Genomic DNA, 18885 nt, shown 5'->3' on the forward strand with positions numbered 1-18885 from the left:
GGGCCCTTGGGTCAGACCGCCCAGCCGTACTGCTCGGGAACCGCCACCGTGCCACTGCCCAGGTCGCGCGCGGCGTTGCGGGCGAAGTAGGGGTCGCGCAGCAGTTCCCTGCCGAGCAGCACGGCGTCCGCCCGCCCGTCGGCCACGATCTTCTCGGCCTGGACCGGGTCGGTGATCAGGCCGACCGCGGCCACCGGCAGTCCCGCCTCGGCGCGGACGCGCTCGGCGAACGGCACCTGGTAGTCGGGTCCCACGGGGATACGCGCCCGGGGGGCGAGGCCGCCGGTCGAGACGTCGAGCAGGTCGACACCGTGGGCCCGCAGTTCGTGCGCGAGGCGGACCGTTTCGTCGGCCGTCCAGCCCTCCCGCTCGTCGTCGGCGTTCTCCGACAGCCAGTCGGTTGCCGAGATGCGGAAGAACAGCGGAAGCTCCTCGGGCCACACGGCGCGCACCGCGTCGACGACCTCCAGGGCGAAGCGGCTGCGGTTCTCGAAGGAGCCGCCGTAGGCGTCGGTGCGGTGGTTGCTGTGCGGGGACAGGAACTCGCCGATCAGATAACCGTGCGCACCGTGGATCTCCGCGACCTGGAAGCCCGCCGCCAGCGCCCGCCGGGCGGCGTCCGCGAACTGCTCGACGATCTCGCCGATCTCGTCCACGGTCAGCTCGCGGGGAGCCGGCCGGTCGGTGTCGTACGGGGTGGGGCTGGGCGCGACCGGCAGCCAGCCCTCGCCGTCCGGCGCGCCCGCCTCGATCGGGCCGCCGCCGCGCCACGGGCGCTCGGTGGACGCCTTGCGTCCGGCATGGGCGAGCTGGATGCCGGGGACGGTTCCCTGACCGGTCAGGAAGGCGGTGAGGCGGCGGAACGCCTCGGTCTGGGTGTCGTTCCACAGGCCCAGGTCCGCGGGGCTGATGCGGCCCTCCGGGCTGACCGCGGTGGCCTCGACCAGGATGAGGCCGGTGCCGCCGGCCGCGCGGGCCGCGTAATGGGAGTGGTGCCAGTCGTTCGCGACGCCCGCGTGCGGCCCGGAGGCATCCGCGCTGTACTGGCACATCGGCGCCATCCAGATGCGGTTGGGGATGGTCAGCGACCGCAGGACGTAGGGCTCGAAAAGGGCGCTCACGACAGACTCCGTTTCACCAGGTGCGACGGGCACGCCGGGCACGGCGGGTCCATCCTTGTACGAGAAACACCGTACTACGACGATCGTCGAATTACGAAACCTCTCGTACAAGCGGCGCGAAGGGGCCGGGGAGGCGCCCTTCAGTCCTCTGTCCGCAGGCGGTACCGGAGTGTGATCCCGGCGTCGGCCGCGTAGGCCTGGGTCCAGCTCCGCCCAGCGCCCGACTTCCAGGTGACGTGGGCGGTGGCCCCGTCGTTCCGCACGCTCTCGACCGTCATGACCCGGTCCCCGTCGCGCACGTCCCCCCGGCGCAGTTCATTCGCCTCGACGGTGACGGGATCCGCCGACGACACCATCTCCGCCTCCCCGGCGGCAGCGACGAGCGCGGCGGCCAGCTCCCTGGCCGCCGTCGGCGTGCAGGACCAGGTGAGCCCCTCCGGCCGCGCGCCGAACCGGATGCCCACCTGGAGCACACCCGGGGTCACCTCGACGGGCACCCGGCACCCCTGGGCGTCGTCGATCTCGATACTCATGGCTGTCGCCTCCTCGTCCGGCTCACGACCTTAGCCGTGACCTTCCCGAACCCCGACGGGACGGACACTCCCGGCCCCCAGGATTCCTGCCACCGCCGCTGCGACCTGCGTGAACGACCGCTCTGCGCGCCACTGTCAGTGGCCGGGTGCAGACTGGCCCGTATCCGACTCAACGGCGTTTCGGGAGGTCTGTGTCATGACCGACGTACTGCTCACCGTAGGCACCCGCAAAGGACTCTTCATCGGCCGCAGGCGCGGCGGCACGTGGGAGTTCGACGGCCCGCAGTTCAACGCCCAGGCGATCTACTCGATCGCCATCGACACCCGCCGGGAGACACCCCGGCTGCTCGTCGGCGGTGACAGCTCGCACTGGGGCCCCTCGGTGTTCCACTCCGACGACCTGGGCGCGACCTGGGTCGAGCCGAAGCAGCCGGCGGTGAAGTTCCCGCAGTTCACCGACGCGTCGCTGGAGCGGGTCTGGCAGCTCCATCCGGCGGGCCCCGAGGCGCCGGACGTGGTGTACGCGGGCACCGAGCCGGCTGCCCTGTTCCGCTCGGAGGACGGCGGCGAGTCGTTCGAACTGGTCCGTCCGCTGTGGGAGCACCCCACCCGCTCGAAGTGGGTGCCCGGCGGAGGCGGGGAGGGACTGCACACCATCCTCACCGACCCGAGGGACGCCCGAGCGGTCACGGTCGCGGTCTCCACGGCGGGTGTGTTCCGTACGAAGGACGGCGGCGCGAGCTGGACCCCTGCGAACAGGGGCGTGTCGGCGGTGTTCCTGCCGGACCCGGACCCCGAGTTCGGCCAGTGCGTCCACAAGGTGACGCGGGACGCGGCCGATCCGGACCGGCTCTATCTCCAGAACCACTGGGGCGTGTTCCGAAGTGACGACTCCGGTGACTCGTGGACGGACATCGGAGCGGGCCTGCCCTCCGACTTCGGGTTCGCCGCCGCCGCGCATCCGCACCGCGGGGAGACGGCCTACATCTTCCCGATCAACGCCGACGCCGACCGCGTCCCGGCCGACCGCCGCTGCCGGGTGTTCCGTACGAGCGACGCGGGCCGGACCTGGGAGCCGCTGTCCGAGGGCCTCCCGCAGGGCGCGCACTACGGCACGGTCCTGCGCGACGCGCTGTGCACCGACGACGCCGACCCCGCCGGGGTCTACTTCGGCAACCGCAACGGCGAGGTCTTCGCCAGCGCCGACGACGGGGACACCTGGCAGGAGCTCCTCTCGCATCTGCCGGACGTGCTGTGCGTGCGCGCGGCGGTGGTCGGCTGACCGGGCCGGTGGCGGTGGTGCGTACCGCGCGACGTTGCGGCGGTGGCGGGGCGGTGTGGCGGTGGCTCCGGCGGGAGGGTGTGGCGGATGACGGCACTCTTACAGGTCAGTTGATCAGCTTGGTCGTATCACCAGTAGAGTGCGGCCCGTGGCAGCACGACCGTTGAAAGAAATCGTCGAGCCGGGGTGGGCGCGAGCCCTTGAGCCCGTGGCCGAACGCGTCGCCGCGATGGGCGACTTCCTCCGTACCGAGATCGCCGCGGGGCGCACCTACCTGCCTGCGGGGCCGAACGTCCTGAGGGCGTTCCAGCAACCCTTCGAGGAAGTCCGGGTCCTGATCGTCGGTCAGGACCCGTATCCGACTCCCGGGCACGCGATCGGGCTCAGCTTCGCCGTGGCTCCCGACGTCCGTCCGCTGCCCGGCAGCCTGGAGAACATCTACCGGGAGCTGCAGGCGGATCTGGGGCTCCCCCGGCCGTCCAACGGCGACCTGACACCGTGGACGCGGCAGGGGGTGCTCCTGCTCAACAGGGCGCTGACCACCGCGCCACGGCGGCCCGCCGCCCACCGCGGCAAGGGCTGGGAAGAGGTCACCGAACAGGCGATCCGGGCGCTCGTGGCCCGGGGGACACCCCTGGTGTCGATCCTGTGGGGCCGTGACGCCCGCAACCTGCGCCCCGTGCTGGGCGACTATCCGGCGATCGAGTCCTCGCACCCCTCCCCCATGTCGGCGGACCGGGGGTTCTTCGGCTCCCGGCCGTTCAGCCGCACCAATGAACTGCTGGAGCGCCAGGGGGCACAGCCGGTCGACTGGCGGCTGCCGTGACCGCTCCGCCGGAGGGATACGTCATCGGCGTGGACTCCGGCGGATCGGGGCTGCGGGTGGCGCTCGGGACGGTCGACGACGAGCGGCCCGTGTCGGCGACGGTCTGTTCCGAACCGGTACGGACGGGTCCCGGCGGCATCGACGCCGAGCACCTGCTGGCACAGCTCGTGCCCGCTGTCCGCGAGCTGCTGGTGCGCGCCCCGGTGGGACACGGGGGCGGCGCGGACTCCTCCCCCGACCACCACTCCACCGGCGCTTCTTCCGGTATCGCCGCTCTCGCGATCGGGGCCGCCGGGATGGCGACCCTCGGGGAGCGGTTGCGCGCGGAGCTGCCCGGGGCGCTCGCGGCCGAACTGGGCGTACGGCGGCTGGCGCTCGCAGCCGACGCGGTGACCGCGTACGCGGGCGCCCTCGGGCAGCGGCCGGGAGCGGTCGTCGCGGGCGGCACCGGCATGATCGCGCTCGGCACCGACCTCTCGGACTGGCGCAGGGCCGACGGCTGGGGTCACCTTCTCGGTGACTGCGGAGGCGGGGCCTGGATCGGAAGGGCCGGCCTCGAAGCCGCGATGCGCGCGCATGACGGACGGCGGGGCGGCTCCCCCGCGCTGCTCGCCCGTCTGGTGGCGGCCTTCGGACCGCCGACGGACCTGCCGGGCCTGCTCTACCCTCGGACGGACCGGCCGGCCCTGCTCGCGTCCTTCGCCCCGGAGGTCGCAGCCTGCGCGGGTGACGACCCGGTTGCCGCGGGCATCCTGGAACAGGCGGCGGCCCTTGTCGCGGAGACCGCGGCAGCGGTGTGCCCCGAGGCCGGTCCCGACGGTGACGGACAGCTCGAAGTATCCCTGACAGGTGGCCTGTTCCGGATGGGCGCACCCCTCCTCGTACCCCTGCGCACGGAGCTGGCCCGGCAGGTGCCGCAGGCGGTGGTGGTGCCCGCCGCCGGTGACCCGCTCAGCGGCTCCCTCCGCATCGCCCGGGCGCTCGCCGGCCCCGGTCTACGGCTGCCTCTCCATCCGACTCTGCTGTTCGTACCTGACCGGAAACCGCCTGACGCACCGTTCGCGGCGCCGGGGCCGCGGTGAACGGTGCGCCAGGTGCGCGAACGGGGCGCCAGAGGCGCGAACCGGGTGCCGATTAGGGATACGAGGAGTCATTCGGGAAGCCGTTCCGGCCGACAGAGCGGGGCAGTTGACCACTATGCGACTCAACGGACATTAGCGGACAGATAACGTCCGACTGGGCCCTCCCCGAACAGAGGAGCACCCAAAACCAGTAACATGCGGCGCCATGAGCACCCCCACTGGGCCCGCTTCCGGCCTGCCTGTACGAATGCCGCGACCTCGCCAGTCCGGACGGCACCGCCGCCCGGAGCCCGTGGTCGCACCCGAGGGCGCTTCCGCGCTCGTTCTCGCCGTTCCCGGTACCCCCTCTTCGGCCACGCGCAGCCTGGCCGAAGAAGTGATCAGCATCGCCCGTTCCGAGCTCCCCGGCCTGAACGCCCGGATCGGATACCTCGACGGAGACGACGCCGAGTACCCGACCCTGGCCGCCGTACTCACCCACGCCGCCGCCGAGCGCGTGACGCGCTACGAGCAGGCCATGGCCGCCGGCCGTGAGGCCGTCGCCCCGGAAGGCCCGTCCGCCGTCGTGGTGCCGCTCCTCGCGGGGCCGGACAACGCCCTCATGCGGCGGATACGGCAGGCCGTGATGGACAGCGGTACCCAGGTCGAGCTGACCGACGTACTCGGCCCGCACCCGCTGCTCGCCGAGGCGCTGCACGTGCGCCTCTCGGAGGCCGGTCTGGCGCGCGCCGACCGCGCAAGGCTCTTCACCGTGGCGACCGCGGCGGACGGCATCGTGCTGGCCACCGTCGGCGGACACGAGGCCGTGCAGGCCGCCGGCATCACCGGCATGCTGCTGGCCGCGCGCCTCGCCGTGCCGGTGATGGCCGCCGCCCTCGACGTCGAGGGCTCGGTCGCCTCGATCGCGGATCAGCTGCAGAACTCCGGTTCGTCCCAGCTGGCGCTCGCGCCGTACCTGGTGGGCCCGGAGATCGACGCAAGCCTGCTGGACGCCGCCGCGAAGGAGGCGGGCTGCGCGATGGCCGAGCCGCTCGGCGCGTACCCGGCCATCGGCAAACTGGTGCTCTCGCTGTACGCGACGGCGCTCGGCATCACCCCCGCGACGCCGCAGGGAACGCTGGGCGCACAGGCTCACTGAGCGACCGCGCGGCGCCCGGAGCACGCACGTCGGCCGGTGCGGTACGGACCCGGGATTCCGGGTCAGTACCGCACCGGCCGTCTCCGTGCGGGCGGTTGTTCCGCACCACCGGGTCACGTGCGCGTGCGTCAGGCGAAGGCCACGCAGGAGGGTGCGGGGAGGTCCAGCGAGCCTGCGGGGCTGGGCATGCCCGTAGCGGCGTCCACGGCGAACCAGGTGACGTTCCCGGAGCGCTCGTTGGCGGCGTACAGCCACTGCCCCGAAGGGTCGAGGGCCAGGTCGCGCGGCCAGTGGCCCCCACAGCCCACGGTGGCCGCCAGGGCGGCCTTCTCGCCGGTCTCGTCCAGGGTGAGGACCGAGATGCTGTCGTGCCCCCGGTTCGCGACCCAGAGGAACCGTCCGTCGTGCGAGACGACGACCTCGGACGGGTACGAACGCCCCTGCTCACCCGCGATCACGTTCTCTGGCAGCACCGCGGCGACCGTGACTGGCTCGAGGACGCCCGCGGCCGCGTCCCAGGCGCACACCGTGAGGGTCGGTTCGAGTTCGCCCACGACATAGGCGAAGCGGCCGGCCGGGTGGAACGCCAGGTGGCGCGGCCCGGTACCAGGGCTCAGCTTCGTCTCGCCGTGCACGCGCAGGTCCCCGGTGGCCGCCTCGACGGCGCAGACGCGCACGGAGTCGGTTCCGAGGTCCACGCTCAGCAGCCACTGTCCGGAGGGGTCGGCCAGCACCTCATGAGCGTGCGGGGCCTCTTGGCGGGAGGCGTCGGGGCCGCCGCCCTCGTGCTGGACGACCGACGCGGCGGCCGCGAGCGAGCCGTCGGCCAGCACGGGGAGCACGGTGACGCTGCCGGAGCCGTAGTTCGCCGTGACGACGTGGCCGGCGGCGAGTGTCAGGTGGGTGGGGCCGTCCCCGCGCACGGACTGCGGGTCGCCCAGGAGGCGCGGTACGTCCTCCGAGACGTCGAAGGCGGCGGCCGCCCCTTCCGAGGTCTCACTGACCGCGTAGAGCACCGCTCCGCCCGGCCCGAGCCCGCTCACCAGGTACGACGGGTCCGCGACGGCGTCGGTGGAACCGAGCACGGTCAGATCCCCGGTCTCCCGGTCCACGGCGACAGCGGTGATCCCCAGCCCGCCCGCCGAGGTGAACGACCCAATGAATGCCCGGCCGGCGCTTTTCCCGCTCATCCGCACTACCCCACTTCACCGTGTGTCCCGATCTTGGGGCCGACGGTAGCAGGCAGCTCATCCTGGTCCAGACCAATGCGGACGTTCCCCGGAAGCCCTGCCGGCGCCCGGGGACCGCCGGCCCCCTGGACCCTAGGAGCGCACCAGCGGCGCGCGCGGGGAGCTCCCCAGCGGGGCGGCGAGCTCGCCGAGTGCCCGCTCCAGATCGTGGAGGTGGGCCAGCGCGCGTTCCGCTCCTGCGGGCCCGGATGCGGTGACGGCGGGCTTCGGCGTGCCGTTCGGCGTGGTGAGGGCCTCCACGGCGGCTTCGACGCGCCAGCAGGCAGCCGCCAGGCGGGCGTCGTGCGAGGCGGCCGGGTCCGCCGCGATGGAGATGAGGCCCCGTACCTCGCGGGCGCAGTCGTCCAGCAGCTCGATGACGTGCCGGGCGCGGGCCTTGCGCGCACGGAACGGGCTCAAGGGGTGCACCAGCGGAGCCAGGGACATCCGGACCCGGCCGAGCAGTGACTCCAGCTCGGCGGCCTGCGGCGCCGGATCTACCTCCGGGTCACCGGCGAGGCGGGCAGCCGCCTCGCCGGTGGCCGCGTGCACGCAATGGAGAACCCGCTGGATCCAGGCGTCGTTCGTGGCGTGGGTCGTGACCGGCAGGACGAGAAGCACGGCCAGGGCGGCGCATAGCGCGCCCACGCCCGTCTCGGCGAGGCGCAGCACGAGCAGGTGCAGGTCGAGGACTCCCAGCAGGCCGTACAGGAGACCGGCCATGACCGTCACCGCCAGCATCATCCAGGAGTACGAGACCGCGGCGGTGTAGAAGATGCCGAAGACGGCGACCGCGACGAGGGCCGCCGTGGGCACGGGCGCGCCGTGCAGCGGGATGGCGACCAGCAGAACGACGACGATCCCGACCACGGTGCCGAGTACACGGCGGAATCCGCGGACCAGGGTCTCCCCGCGGGAAGAGGTGTTGACGAAGATCCACCAGACCGTGCCGACGGCCCAGTACCAGCGGTCCTCGGAGAGGACCTGCCCGATGGACAGGGCGACGAGACAGGCGGCGGTCGCCTGGAAGGCCTGCCGGGTGGTGGGCCGCGCCAGGCCCGTTCCGGGCAGGCCCGGCGGGACCGCCACGGGCGGTGTACGCCTCTCGATGGGCCAGACCAGGAAGCGCACGGCACCGGCCGCGAGAAGGGCGAGGCCCACAGCGGCGTACAGCTCGGGCAGCTGGGCCGGGACGGCGTGCAGGAACTGCGTCACGAAGAAGCTCATGAACGCGAAGATCCCGAGGGCGTGGCCGCGGGGGCCCCAGCGGCGCGCGTACACGCCGACGAAGACGACCGCGAGGAACGCGGCGTCGCGGGCCATGGTCACGCCGTGCAGGGTGGTGGCGAGCGCCAGGACCGGGAATCCCGCGACAGGCAGCAGAGCGGTGGTGACCCGCTGGGCGCGGACGGTCGCGTCGGTGACGGTGAAATGGGCGAGCAGGGCCGCGAGCCCGGCGGTGATCGACGCGACGAGCGAGAACCCGCACAGTTCGGCGGCGGCGACGGCCAGGGCGATACCGATGACGGCACGGACCGAGTTCCTCAGCCTCAGGCGCCCCGGATCCGGGGCCACGAACATCCTCTTCACAGCGGCGTGCCGCCCCCTCGCAGTGGTGCGCGCCCCGCCTGCGCCCGCCCGGGGTAGGGGCGGCGAACAGACACGACGAAGGCACCGCGGGCCGGATCCCGGCTTCGTTGCCGGCCGGCGCTGCGCGGCGCCTTGAGTACATGGATGGGACAAAGGTAACCATCTTTGGCCCACTGGCTCAACAGCCTTCCCTCTGGCTGTGCCATTGGCACGGCATCTCCACCCTGAACCCGACAAGTGGTAGGCCAACGGTCAGGTGCGTCGCGCGGAGAGCCACGCTGTGACCCGGCGCGTGGTCCGCCGTGGCTCCGGGCGTCCGGGCGCCGCTTCACACCCCGGACAGGAGATGGACACCTGCCGGTCGCACGACCCCTTCGCCGTCTTCCGCAAAGGGGAGACCACTTCTGCTGCCGACGGGTCCACTGTCGACAAGTCCCCACCTAGGCTGTGACCATGCGGAAACTGATTCCCCTGTCGCCGACCCTGCGCCTCCCTCCGCACGACCGTCTCCTCCTGGGCAAGCCCCTGTCCGCCGTCCTGGACACCTCCGATCCGGAGGCGTGGGCCGAAGTCGACCGGTGGATAGGCACGGCGACCGCGCGACGCAGGGAGCCCCTGCCGCCCGGAGTCCTGCTCCGCAACCGCCAGGGCGACGGGGCCGGGTCCGCCGACTGGACGGCCGCCCCCCGCTGGGACGAGGAGACCCACGACGTCACCTGGTCACGTTTCCCGCCCTCCGAGCCGGAGATCGCGATCGTCCTCTGCCACCACCGGTGGGAGGCGCGAGAAGCCGCGCTCGCCTTCACGGTCGGGCGGCCGGCCCTCCTGCCTCTGCTCCTCGTCCGCTGCGCCGACAGTCATCCGCGGGTGCGGGAGCGGGCGCGCCGGCTGGCGGACAGGGCCCTCGGCTCATCGGCGGCCCAGGCGTCGGAGTCGGTGTCCCTGGTCCTGCGCCTCAGCCTGCGCCCGCACGGCGGCTGGGCACTGGAACGCGTCATGGCCGCCGCCGATCCCCTGCCGACCGGTCTGGAGGCCCCCTTCCACACCAATCCGGTGGCGCGCCTGCGCGTCCTCGGCGCCCGACTCGCGCTGGAGCGGGATCTGCTCACACCCGCCGAGCTGACAGAGCTCGCCCTCACCGCCCCGGACCGGGCGGTCCGGCACCTCTGCACCGCCGCGCTGCTGGGCGGGGTCACCACCGCCCCGCCGAGGCAGCTCATGAACCGTCTGCTCCACGCCTCCTCCGCCGTGACCCGGTCCTCCGCGGTGACGGCGCTGCACAGGGCCGGCCGGGGCGGGGAAGCCACGGCGTACCTGTCCGACCCGTCGGCCCGGGTGCGCTCCGCCGCCCGCCTCGTCCTCGGGCTGGAGGGCGAGGACCCTCTGCCGCACTACCGCGCCCTGTGCGCCGACGCAGGCACTCCCGGCCCGCCGCCGGGCGCACTGCTCGGGCTGGCCGAGACCGGCGCGGCCGATGCGGCAGCTCTCCTGCGCCCGCTGGCAGCGCATCCCGAGGGCCGGGTGCGCAACGCGGCGCTCGCCGCTCTGCTCATGACGGACGCGCAGTCCCCCGACGAGCTGATGGCCGCCATGGAGGACCCGCATCCTCCCGTGGTGCGTACCGCCCGCAAGGCGCTCGTCCCCTACGTCCTGCTCGTCCCCGAGGACTGGCTGGTCTCCCTCATCGCACCCGGACGCCCCCGCCACGTGCGCAGGGCCGGCCTCCATCTGCTCTGCGCCCACGGCCTGGGGCTGCGCAAACGCGTCCTGTCCGCACTGGAACTGGACGAGGACCCCGAGGTCGCCTACGAGGCACAACGCGCGCGCTACGAACCGCTGCCGCCCACCGGCCACGACGGCTGACATCTGGCGCCCGCGTGCCGCCGTTGTGCCATCGGTACAGTCGGCATACGTTTCACCGAGCCAGGAAGGAGCCGTCGGACCATGGCCGTGGACACGCTCGACACCCGCATCCTGCGTCTGCTGATCGAGCAGCCGCGCACCAGCGCGCGGGAGTACGCGCGCATTCTCGGCATCGCCCGGGGCACGCTGCAGGCCCGGCTCGACCGGCTTGAGCGGGACGGCGTGATCACCGGTACGGGTCCCGCCCTCTCCCCCGCCGCCCTCGGCCACCCCGTGCTCGCCTTCGTACACCTGGAGGTCACCCAGGGACACCTGGACGAGGTCGGCGAGGCCATGTCCGCCGTCCCCGAGATCATCGAGGCGTTCTCCACGACCGGCGGCGGCGATCTGCTGACCCGCGTCGTCGCCCGCGACAACGGGCACCTGGAGGATGTGATCCAGCGGCTGATCCAGCTTCCGGGCGTGGTCAGGACCCGGACGGAGGTGGCGCTGCGGGAGCGGGTGCCGCACCGGGTGCTGCCGCTGGTCGAAGCGGTGGGACGGGCGGCCGGCGGCGTCGGCTGATCAGGCGCCCGCCATGCTGGGAGTCATGAACTCACCGCGCCCGCGTGTACCGGCCCCCCGCGTCGTCTTCGATCTCGACGGCACGCTCGTGGACAGCGAGCCGAACTACTACGAGGCGGGGCGCCGCCTCCTGGCCCGGTACGGCGTGAGGGACTTCAGCTGGGAGCACCACACCCGTTTCATCGGGATCGGCACCCGCGAGACGCTGACCGCGCTGCGCGCCGAGTACGGGATCGAGGCTCCGGTCGACGAACTGCTGGCCGGAAAGAACGCCCTCTACCTCGAACTGGCCGGATCCTCCACCGAGGTCTTCCCTGAGATGCGCGAGCTCGTCGAGCGCCTGCACGGTGCGGGCGTCCCGATGGCGGTGGCCTCGGGTTCGTCCAGGGCGGCGATCGGGGCGGTGCTCGCGGTCACCGGACTCGACGCGTACATCCCGCTGTACGTGTCCGCCGAGGAGGTGCCGCACGGCAAGCCGGAGCCCGATGTGTTCCTGGAGGCCGCGCGGCGGCTGGGCACGGACCCGGCCGGCTGCGTGGTGCTGGAGGATGCCGCGCCCGGCGCTGCCGCGGCGCATGCGGCGGGTATGCGCTGTCTGGCGATCCCCTACGTGGCGGGCACAGCGGAGGATCCGGCTTTCCTGGCGGCGGACCTGCTCTTCGCCGGCGGGCAGCGCGAGTTCACGGCCGGGGCCGCGTACGAGTGGATCCTTCGGGCGGGCGGCCCCCGGGCCGCCGTACCGATTGGCTGATTGCCGCCCCCACCAGCGCGTCCGGCCGCGGGCGGCGGATCACCGGTGCCAACTGCGGTCCGGCAGGCCGATATCCTGACCCGGCCGCACACCCCTCCGCGGCTGTCGAAGCGGGCCACAGTTCGAGATTGGTGCACAGGTGCTGGTAGCTGGTCGGTACCGGTTGATATCCCCTATCGGCCGCGGCGGCATGGGCGAGGTGTGGCGGGCGACGGACGAAGTCCTCGGCCGGGCCGTCGCCGTGAAGCTGTTGCTGGGCGACCGTGACGACGCGTCATCGGCAGCCCGGTTCCGGCTGGAGGCGCAGACCGCCGCCCGGCTGAGCCACCCTCACCTCGTGGCCGTGTTCGACTTCGGCGCCTGGGAGGACCGCTTCTATCTCGTGATGGAACTGGTCGAGGGCAGGAGCCTCAGCGATCTGCTCGCGGCGCAGGACACGGTCCATCCGGAACAGGTGGCCCGGATAGCGGGCGAGGCGGCCGCGGGGCTGGCCGTCGCCCACCGGCAGGGCGTCGTACACCGGGACATCAAGCCCGGAAACCTGATGCTGGACGCCGAAGGGTCGGTCAAGATAGGCGACTTCGGGATCGCCCAGTTCGTGGACGATCCCGCCACGGCACTGACCACCGCCGGACAGATCGTGGGAACGAGTCTCTATCTGGCCCCGGAGCGCGCGCTCGGCCGCACGGCCGACTCGGCGTCGGACATGTACTCCCTCGGCTGCGTGATCTACCAACTCCTCGTCGGCCACCCGCCGTTCCGCTCCGACACGGCGACCGCGACGCTCTATCAGCATGTGGACACCCCTCCGGTACCGGTGCGGCAGCGCGGCGTCGACATCTCCCCCGCGTTCGACGCGTACCTGCTGAGCCTGCTCGCCAAGCAGCCCGAGGACCGGCCAGGAGCCCAGCAGGTGTCCGACTGGTTCCGCACCGGCGCCTGGCTCGGGCGCCCCGAACCCCTGCCCCAGCACGTCGCCCCTGCCGGACCGGCGTACGCGCCGATGCCTTCCCCGGCCCGGGGTCCGCTCACCTCACCTATGTCCACCGGTGCGCACCGGTCCGGACCGGACACGGCGGGCGGCGCCGCGGGCCTCACGACGTACCGGCTGCCGCAGGCCACCGGCCGAAGACGGGCTCCCGCTCCCGCCAGGCGCAGCACGCGTGAGGCGATCCGGCGCCGGCCGCGCGTGGCCAGCGCCATCGCGGGGACGGCGGCCTTCCTCGCTGCCGTGTATCTGGGCATGGTCCTGTTCGCGCCGGAGCCCAGCTCCGCCGGGACACCTGCCACGGATCCCACGGAGACGACCGCACCGGTGACCCCGGCCGGGGAGGGACCGACACCTACCACTCCCACGTCCGACGCGACGGCCCAGGACGGGGCCCAGGACGCCCTGGACCAGGGCGACGGCCATGGGGACGGGGCGAAGGAGAAGGACAAGGACAAGGACGAGGAGCACGGGGACGACTGAGGCCGGTCCCGGTCCACTCGGTCCGTCCGCCCTGACCGATTCGCCCCCGACGCCACAACCGATGGCCGGACCGGCGCGTCCTGCACGGCAGACCGTCGGTCCGCGGTGGATGCTGACCGGGTGCACGCCCGGTCCGGGCCTCTCGTCCGGTTCCTCCCGCCGTGTGCGTCGACGCCCACGCCAGACGAACGGGGATTCCGATGCGTATCCGTCCCGCTCTCGCCGCTTCCTCCGCGGCCGTCCTCGCCCTGTTCGCGACGTCCGGCGTCCCCGCCACGGCAGCGCCCGGACCCGCCGTCTGCGCGGAGCGCGTCCTCACCGTACGCGCGGCCGCTTCCCCCGACGTGTCGGACGTGGTCCGGATCAGCGTCACCAACCAGGGCACGCGCCCGTGTGTCGTCGACCGGATCCCCACCGTGACGTTCGGGGATCTCGACGGCGCGGCGCTCGCGGTGCCCTCGGCCGAGAGCGCGCCGTACCGGCTGGGTGGGGGCCGGTCCGCGTACGCCGCCGTACGGACCCTCGACCCCGCATCGACCGAACTCAGGCCGGTGGACAGCCTGACGGTCGCCGGGCATCCGGCGCACCACGGGCGGACGTTCGACGCCGCTTCCCTCGGGTCGCCGGACAGGATCCGCGTCTGGGAACCCGTCACCACGTGGTGGCACACCACCCGGGCCGCGGCCGACGCGGTGCTCGCGGAGCACACCAGCTGAGTCCGGTCCACCGCAGTGCGGTCCGCCGCCCCGGGCCGCACAGTGGAAGAACAGGGGACGAATGAGCTGCGGGCGGAGGAACTGGCGTGAACACCGACGACGTACGGCCGACCGGTGACGCACCCCGGTTCGTCGTGCAGATCCATGACGCGCGCCGCATGCATTTCGACTTCCGGCTGGAGGTCGACGGCGTACTGAAGTCCTGGGCGGTGCCCCGGGGCCCCTCGGGCAATCCGCGGGACAAGCGACTGGCCGTACCGACACAGGATCACCCCCTGGAATACGGCGAGTTCGAGGGTGTCATTCCCCAGAACGAACAAGGCGGGGGCACGATCATCGTCTGGGACCAGGGCACCTACCGGCCGCTCAGTCACGACGAACAGGGCACGCCCGTATCGTTCGAGGAGGCTCTGGAACGCGGGCACGCAACCTTCTGGCTCGACGGCGACCGGCTCCACGGCGAGTACGCCCTCACCCGTTTCCAGGTGGGCGAGATGCCGGAGTCGAGCCCGGTGGCATGGCTGCTGATCAAGGCGAACGACAACGAGGCCGTCCATGACGGACCGGGCACTCCCGATCCGTACGACGCCCGGTCGGCCCGGACCGGCCGGACGTTGCACCAGGTCGAGGCGGCGGAGCGCGAGCACTCGGGCTGACGCGGCCCCGGGCGGGCCGCGGCCGGCCCCCCTTGCCACCCGGAATGCGGCGGTGACGGCACCGCGTACGAGTGGCCCCCGCCCATGCCTTCGGGCAGCATGGGCGACGGGGACCGGCCGCGTCACGCATCTGCCGTGCGGGCACCGGCCGGACCCTTCGCACAAGTTCATGGCATGAGCCCCGACGGTGGCGTCGCACATTGCGACAGGCAGCCACGCGCCGAACGGCGCCTGAGTGCGGCACACCGCCGCACCCCCGGGCGCCCGCGAGGGCCGCGTGCAGTGGCACCGGTCCGCTCTGGAGGTGTACGCACCGTGATCGGCTCGCATCCACAGGAGACTCCGCAGCGGAGGTCTCCTCAGCAGAGGTCCACGACGGACGCCTCGGGTCTGGGTGCACCGTGCTGGGCCAGTCTCGCCACGCGCAGTCTGGCCTCCTCGCAGGAGTTCTACGGGGCCGTACTGGGATGGACCTTCCGGGGTACGGACATCGGCGACGAGTTCAGCGTGGCCCTCTACGACGGCGTACCGACGGCCGGTCTGGCCGAGCTGACGGACGCCCTGCACATCGCCAACGACTGGACCCCGTACTTCGCCGTGCCGGACGCGGATGTGGCCGCCGCCCGGATCAGGGAGCGCATGGGCACGCTCGCGATCGGACCCATCGACTTCCCGATCGGCCGGGCCGCGGTAGCCGCCGATCGCGACGGGGCGCGCTTCGGGGTCTGGCAGGGCCGCCTCGTGGCCGACTGGCAGGCCTGGCGGACGCACCGCCCCTGGTGGCTCGACCTCACGACGCCCAACCCGTTCGAGGCCGCGCTCTTCTACGGCGAGATCCTGGACTGGGCGTCGGAGCGCCCCGGCTACTGCGAGGTCGGCTACGAGCACGACGACGTGGTGCTGCGCGACGACGGCAGGGTCGCCGCCCTCATCACCGCGGGCCCCGAGGGCAGCGAGGCCCTCCCCGGGTGCGGGCCACGCTGGAACGTGCACTTCCCCGTGCGGGACGTGGAGGCGGCGCTCAGGACCGCGGTCCGGCACGGCGGCCGGGTCCTCGAACGCCGGAACTCGTCACACGAGGACGGGGCCACGCTCCGCGACCCGTGCGGCGCCGTCTTCTCCATCGCGTCGGCCACCGGTCCCCCGCCCGCACAGGGCGGCTACCCACCACCCTGAGCAGAGCTGATCACGGAACGTGACATCAGGGGGTGCGCTCCTGGCAGGAGGCTGGTTCGCTTGGACTGTCCGCTCTCCATGAACCCAGGAGTGATCATGAGCGCCATATCCGGACCCTCGGCCCGCGACCAGCACATGCGCCAGAAGGCCAGCGAGTTGAGTCAGGCCGCCGAGCGCACGAGCGATCCCGAGCACCGCCTGCGCCTGCGGCAGAAGGCCGAACGGCTGTTGGCGCAGAGCGAACGGGACGCCAAGGAGACGGACGGCACGGCCGGACGCTGACGGCCCCGCTTGCCGGGCCCGGGCGGGTGCAGATCACCCCGCCCGGGCCCGTGGCGTTCGCCGGCGCCGCCCCACCGGCCGGACGGGGCACTTCCCCGTCCGGCCGGTGGGGATGTTCCGGAACCGATCGCCGGTCCACTGCGTGATGATGGACAGGAGAGTCATCGCCGCAGCAGACATGAGCCGGTGCCCCGGTGCGGAGCCCGCTCGAAAGGGGCGGCCGCCATGCACACCTCCGGTTCGAAGAGACCGGCCGTCACTCTGTTCGCCATCCTCCTGCTCCTCGTCGCCGCGGCCTGCGGCTGCCAGGGCGGAGGGGGCACAGCTCCCTCGCCGGACAGCTCGGTCACCTCGTCCGGGCAGGCCGACGTCCTCGCCGTGAAGATCGACAACGTCGCCCCCGCACGGCCGCCGACCGGACTGGAGAATGCCGACCTGGTCTACGTCGAGCAGGTGGAGGCGGGACTCAGCCGGATACTCGCCGTCTACTCCTCCGACGTCCCCCCGGTGATCGGCCCGGTCCGGAGCGCCCGCGAAACCGACCTGGAACTGCTTCGGCAGTTCGACCGGCCCACCCTCGCGTACTCCGGTGCCCAGTCGGCGCTCCAGCCGTCGATCGAGGCGGCTCCACTCGACGCCCTGCCGCCGTCGAAGGCACCGGACGCGTACTTCAGGGACCCGGAGCGGCCGGCTCCGCACAACCTGTACCTCCGCCCGGAGGACATCCCGCACGCAGCGAGCCAGGTCGACGCGGCCGAGGACATCGGGCTGCGCTTCGCGCCCGCGCCGGAGGGCGGCACACCCGTCACCGAACGGACGGTGAGCTACCCCTCGGCGCGGTTCACGTTCACCTGGTCGCCGGAGCAGAAGACGTGGCTGGTCGCCATGGACGGCAAGGCGTCCCGTACGGCCTCCGGGGAGCGGCTGACGGCGGCCGACGTGATCCTTCAGGACGTGACCCTGGGCCCGTCCCGCTTCCGGGACAAGTGGGGGAACACGTCACCCTTCACGCAGACCGTGGGGTCCGGCTCGGCGCTCGCACTGCGCGACGGCAAGGCGTACGACGTCACGTGGCAACGAGACAGCGCAGCGTCGGCGACGGAGTACATCACGCAGGACGGCCGGCCGATGACGTTCGCGCGCGGCCAGGTCTGGATCGTGCTGGTCCCCGAGTGACTCAGGAAAAGGGCCGAAGCCTGCCTCCGCGCAAGGGAGTTCAGCGCCAGGGGTCGTGTTCGACCTTGTCCACCGTCTCCAGCACGACCTCTCCGGAGCCGAGGTCGGCCCCGGATGCCGGGCGGACGCGGGCCCCGGGCCACACCAGTTGGGGCGGAGTGCCGATGACACGGCAGCGGAACATGAAGCCCTCGGGGAACCGCACCAGGGACTCGTTGCGTGCGAACTCGGTGTAGCGGTGCACCACCGTCGAGCGGACCACGACACCGTGGCCCTCACTCGACTCCGTCCGCATGTCGCTCGACTGGCATACGGGGCACAGGAGCCGCCGGAACGACGCAGTGCCGCACCAGCGACAACGCTGGTAGGTCAGTCCTGTTCCTTCACGCGCCGCCGTAGCGGTGCCGCTTCCTGGCTGGGACACGTCTCGACCCCCTGCACTCGGCTGTGAGCGCCGCACCATCGCGCGGCGTTCAGCACCATATGGCACTGAGTGCCGGAGCGTAAAGGTACTGAGTGCCCCTTCTTTCTCAGCCTGCCGCCATGGCCGCCTCGATGCTCTGCACCACACGCCACATCGGGGCCTTCCTGGAGGCCACCATGACGATCACGTCGTCGCCCTGTTCCGCGGCCGCCCCGACGACCGGAGCGACGTGCGCGGACCCCTCCGGCTCCGCCTCGCCGCGGGGGTCCGCGGCGGGCCCCCGGGCCGCGGACCCCCAGACGTCGCGCACGAGGCCGAGGGCGTGGTCCACGGCCGCGTCGGCGTCGCCCACGCCTCCCGAACGCAGCCACGAACGCAGGGCGTTGTTGTGCGCGGCCACCACCGCCGCCGCCACCACGTCGGCCCGCAGTCCGCCGTCCGGCGCATCCGCCCAGCGCCGCCGCAGATAGCCGGCCATCGTCCCCTCGTAGCGGCGCACCACGGAGAGCTCATAGGTGCGCAGCCCCGGAACCTCCTGCGTCAGCCCGTAGCGCTGGACGGAGAACTCGGGGTTCGCCGCGTACATCCTCATCACGAGCCTGGCCGCGTCACACACCGCACCGACCGGATCCGGGCCGTCACGTCCGTCGCGCCCGTCAAGCAGCGCGGTCATGTCGGCCAGACACCGTTCGTGGTCGGGGAAGACCGCGTCCTCCTTCGACGGGAAGTACCGGAAGAAGGAACGGCGCCCCACGCCCGCCCGCGCCACGATGTCGTCCACCGTGGTCCGCTCGTAGCCGCGCTCCAGGAAGAGCTGGAAGGCCGCTTCGGCGAGCGCCTCCCGCATGGGCACCTTCGCGGGGGAACTGCCGGATGCCGGGCCGGGTGCCGCCCTGCGTCCTCTGCGCGCTTCAGTCATGCCGGGAACGTAACACCGGAATGCCCCGATTGGCACTACGTACCTTGCAAGAGGGTACTGAGTGCCATATCGTTGTGCCAACGAAT

Annotated in this window: 19 protein-coding genes; 13 read left to right on the top strand and 6 right to left on the bottom strand. The window is 72.6% G+C overall.

All coding sequences use genetic code 11. The annotated features are described in order from the left end of the window. Positions 1-11: 11 nt before the first annotated feature. Both AB0C82_RS33855 and AB0C82_RS33860 read right to left on the bottom strand, forming a co-directional pair. The gene (locus AB0C82_RS33855) at positions 12-1121 is read right to left on the bottom strand and encodes an NADH:flavin oxidoreductase/NADH oxidase (protein WP_362849887.1); all 1110 of its coding nucleotides are present in this window, start codon (positions 1119-1121) and stop codon (positions 12-14) included. A 140-nt stretch (positions 1122-1261) separates the two neighbouring features. After that, complete coding sequence (locus AB0C82_RS33860) at positions 1262-1654, bottom strand: hypothetical protein (protein WP_362849889.1); 393 nt, start codon at positions 1652-1654, stop codon at positions 1262-1264. Positions 1655-1850: 196 nt separating this feature from the next. Between AB0C82_RS33860 and AB0C82_RS33865 the strand changes: the two genes are divergently transcribed. The 4 genes from AB0C82_RS33865 (at position 1851) to AB0C82_RS33880 (ending at position 5982) form a co-directional block, all read left to right on the top strand. Next, entirely contained in the window at positions 1851-2936 is a 1086-nt protein-coding gene (locus AB0C82_RS33865; RefSeq protein ID WP_362849892.1) for a sialidase family protein, read from the top strand. 148 nt (positions 2937-3084) lie between these two features. After that, positions 3085-3762 carry a uracil-DNA glycosylase gene (locus AB0C82_RS33870; RefSeq protein WP_362849894.1) on the top strand — a complete coding sequence of 226 codons (678 nt, stop codon included), beginning with the start codon at positions 3085-3087 and terminating at the stop codon, positions 3760-3762. After that, entirely contained in the window at positions 3759-4844 is a 1086-nt protein-coding gene (locus AB0C82_RS33875) for a BadF/BadG/BcrA/BcrD ATPase family protein (RefSeq protein ID WP_362849896.1), read from the top strand. The genes AB0C82_RS33870 and AB0C82_RS33875 overlap by 4 nt, the downstream gene beginning before the upstream one ends. A 205-nt stretch (positions 4845-5049) precedes the next feature. Continuing rightward, the gene (locus AB0C82_RS33880) at positions 5050-5982 is read left to right on the top strand and encodes a hypothetical protein (RefSeq protein WP_362849899.1); all 933 of its coding nucleotides are present in this window, start codon (positions 5050-5052) and stop codon (positions 5980-5982) included. Positions 5983-6110: 128 nt separating this feature from the next. Here AB0C82_RS33880 and AB0C82_RS33885 read toward each other — a convergent pair whose 3' ends face one another. Together AB0C82_RS33885 and AB0C82_RS33890 are read right to left on the bottom strand one after the other, a co-directional pair. Further along, complete coding sequence (locus tag AB0C82_RS33885; RefSeq protein ID WP_362849902.1) at positions 6111-7172, bottom strand: lactonase family protein; 1062 nt, start codon at positions 7170-7172, stop codon at positions 6111-6113. A 132-nt stretch (positions 7173-7304) separates the two neighbouring features. Then, positions 7305-8792: an FUSC family protein gene (locus AB0C82_RS33890; protein ID WP_362849938.1), complete on the bottom strand. Its 1488-nt coding sequence runs from the start codon at positions 8790-8792 to the stop codon at positions 7305-7307. A 462-nt stretch (positions 8793-9254) separates the two neighbouring features. Here AB0C82_RS33890 and AB0C82_RS33895 point away from each other — a divergent pair, with 462 nt between their 5' ends. From AB0C82_RS33895 to AB0C82_RS33935, 9 genes are all read left to right on the top strand, one after another. Continuing rightward, positions 9255-10664: a hypothetical protein gene (locus tag AB0C82_RS33895; RefSeq protein ID WP_362849905.1), complete on the top strand. Its 1410-nt coding sequence runs from the start codon at positions 9255-9257 to the stop codon at positions 10662-10664. A gap of 81 nt (positions 10665-10745) precedes the next feature. Then, positions 10746-11228 (top strand): Lrp/AsnC family transcriptional regulator, encoded by a 483-nt coding sequence (locus tag AB0C82_RS33900; protein WP_362849908.1) that lies wholly within the window; start codon positions 10746-10748, stop codon positions 11226-11228. Between the two features lie 25 nt (positions 11229-11253). Further along, positions 11254-11979 (top strand): HAD family phosphatase, encoded by a 726-nt coding sequence (locus AB0C82_RS33905; protein WP_362849911.1) that lies wholly within the window; start codon positions 11254-11256, stop codon positions 11977-11979. A gap of 190 nt (positions 11980-12169) precedes the next feature. Continuing rightward, the gene (locus AB0C82_RS33910; RefSeq protein ID WP_362849914.1) at positions 12170-13450 is read left to right on the top strand and encodes a protein kinase; all 1281 of its coding nucleotides are present in this window, start codon (positions 12170-12172) and stop codon (positions 13448-13450) included. A gap of 200 nt (positions 13451-13650) precedes the next feature. After that, on the top strand, positions 13651-14166 hold the full coding sequence (locus AB0C82_RS33915) for a DUF4232 domain-containing protein (RefSeq protein WP_362849917.1): 516 nt from the start codon (positions 13651-13653) through the stop codon (positions 14164-14166). A gap of 86 nt (positions 14167-14252) precedes the next feature. Beyond that, positions 14253-14822 (top strand): DNA polymerase ligase N-terminal domain-containing protein, encoded by a 570-nt coding sequence (locus tag AB0C82_RS33920; protein WP_362849920.1) that lies wholly within the window; start codon positions 14253-14255, stop codon positions 14820-14822. A gap of 315 nt (positions 14823-15137) precedes the next feature. Further along, entirely contained in the window at positions 15138-15998 is an 861-nt protein-coding gene (locus tag AB0C82_RS33925) for a VOC family protein (RefSeq protein ID WP_362849922.1), read from the top strand. A 96-nt stretch (positions 15999-16094) separates the two neighbouring features. Further along, positions 16095-16280 carry a DUF6381 family protein gene (locus AB0C82_RS33930; protein WP_362849924.1) on the top strand — a complete coding sequence of 62 codons (186 nt, stop codon included), beginning with the start codon at positions 16095-16097 and terminating at the stop codon, positions 16278-16280. Between the two features lie 225 nt (positions 16281-16505). After that, on the top strand, positions 16506-17456 hold the full coding sequence (locus tag AB0C82_RS33935) for a DUF3048 domain-containing protein (RefSeq protein WP_362849927.1): 951 nt from the start codon (positions 16506-16508) through the stop codon (positions 17454-17456). A gap of 40 nt (positions 17457-17496) precedes the next feature. Here AB0C82_RS33935 and AB0C82_RS33940 read toward each other — a convergent pair whose 3' ends face one another. Both AB0C82_RS33940 and AB0C82_RS33945 read right to left on the bottom strand, forming a co-directional pair. Then, the gene (locus AB0C82_RS33940; RefSeq protein WP_362849941.1) at positions 17497-17919 is read right to left on the bottom strand and encodes a zinc ribbon domain-containing protein; all 423 of its coding nucleotides are present in this window, start codon (positions 17917-17919) and stop codon (positions 17497-17499) included. Positions 17920-17986: 67 nt separating this feature from the next. Continuing rightward, complete coding sequence (locus tag AB0C82_RS33945) at positions 17987-18727, bottom strand: TetR family transcriptional regulator (protein WP_362849944.1); 741 nt, start codon at positions 18725-18727, stop codon at positions 17987-17989. Positions 18728-18885 lie beyond the last annotated feature (158 nt).

It is taken from the genome of Streptomyces sp. NPDC048560, from assembly GCF_040650955.1.
In the GTDB taxonomy this organism is placed as follows: Bacteria; Actinomycetota; Actinomycetes; order Streptomycetales; family Streptomycetaceae; genus Streptomyces.

Bases quoted from the DNA above. Each gene is read 5' to 3' on its own strand.
- AB0C82_RS33930 (WP_362849924.1), top strand. From the start codon at position 16,095: ATGAGCGCCATATCCGGACCCTCGGCCCGCGACCAGCACATGCGCCAG.
- AB0C82_RS33880 (WP_362849899.1), top strand. From the start codon at position 5,050: ATGAGCACCCCCACTGGGCCCGCTTCCGGCCTGCCTGTACGAATGCCG.
- AB0C82_RS33900 (WP_362849908.1), top strand. From the start codon at position 10,746: ATGGCCGTGGACACGCTCGACACCCGCATCCTGCGTCTGCTGATCGAG.
- AB0C82_RS33895 (WP_362849905.1), top strand. From the start codon at position 9,255: ATGCGGAAACTGATTCCCCTGTCGCCGACCCTGCGCCTCCCTCCGCAC.
- AB0C82_RS33905 (WP_362849911.1), top strand. From the start codon at position 11,254: ATGAACTCACCGCGCCCGCGTGTACCGGCCCCCCGCGTCGTCTTCGAT.
- AB0C82_RS33890 (WP_362849938.1), bottom strand. From the start codon at position 8,792: ATGTTCGTGGCCCCGGATCCGGGGCGCCTGAGGCTGAGGAACTCGGTC.
- AB0C82_RS33885 (WP_362849902.1), bottom strand. From the start codon at position 7,172: ATGAGCGGGAAAAGCGCCGGCCGGGCATTCATTGGGTCGTTCACCTCG.
- AB0C82_RS33910 (WP_362849914.1), top strand. From the start codon at position 12,170: ATGGGCGAGGTGTGGCGGGCGACGGACGAAGTCCTCGGCCGGGCCGTC.
- AB0C82_RS33940 (WP_362849941.1), bottom strand. From the start codon at position 17,919: ATGGTGCGGCGCTCACAGCCGAGTGCAGGGGGTCGAGACGTGTCCCAG.
- AB0C82_RS33865 (WP_362849892.1), top strand. From the start codon at position 1,851: ATGACCGACGTACTGCTCACCGTAGGCACCCGCAAAGGACTCTTCATC.
- AB0C82_RS33860 (WP_362849889.1), bottom strand. From the start codon at position 1,654: ATGAGTATCGAGATCGACGACGCCCAGGGGTGCCGGGTGCCCGTCGAG.
- AB0C82_RS33935 (WP_362849927.1), top strand. From the start codon at position 16,506: ATGCACACCTCCGGTTCGAAGAGACCGGCCGTCACTCTGTTCGCCATC.
- AB0C82_RS33915 (WP_362849917.1), top strand. From the start codon at position 13,651: ATGCGTATCCGTCCCGCTCTCGCCGCTTCCTCCGCGGCCGTCCTCGCC.
- AB0C82_RS33945 (WP_362849944.1), bottom strand. From the start codon at position 18,727: ATGCGGGAGGCGCTCGCCGAAGCGGCCTTCCAGCTCTTCCTGGAGCGC.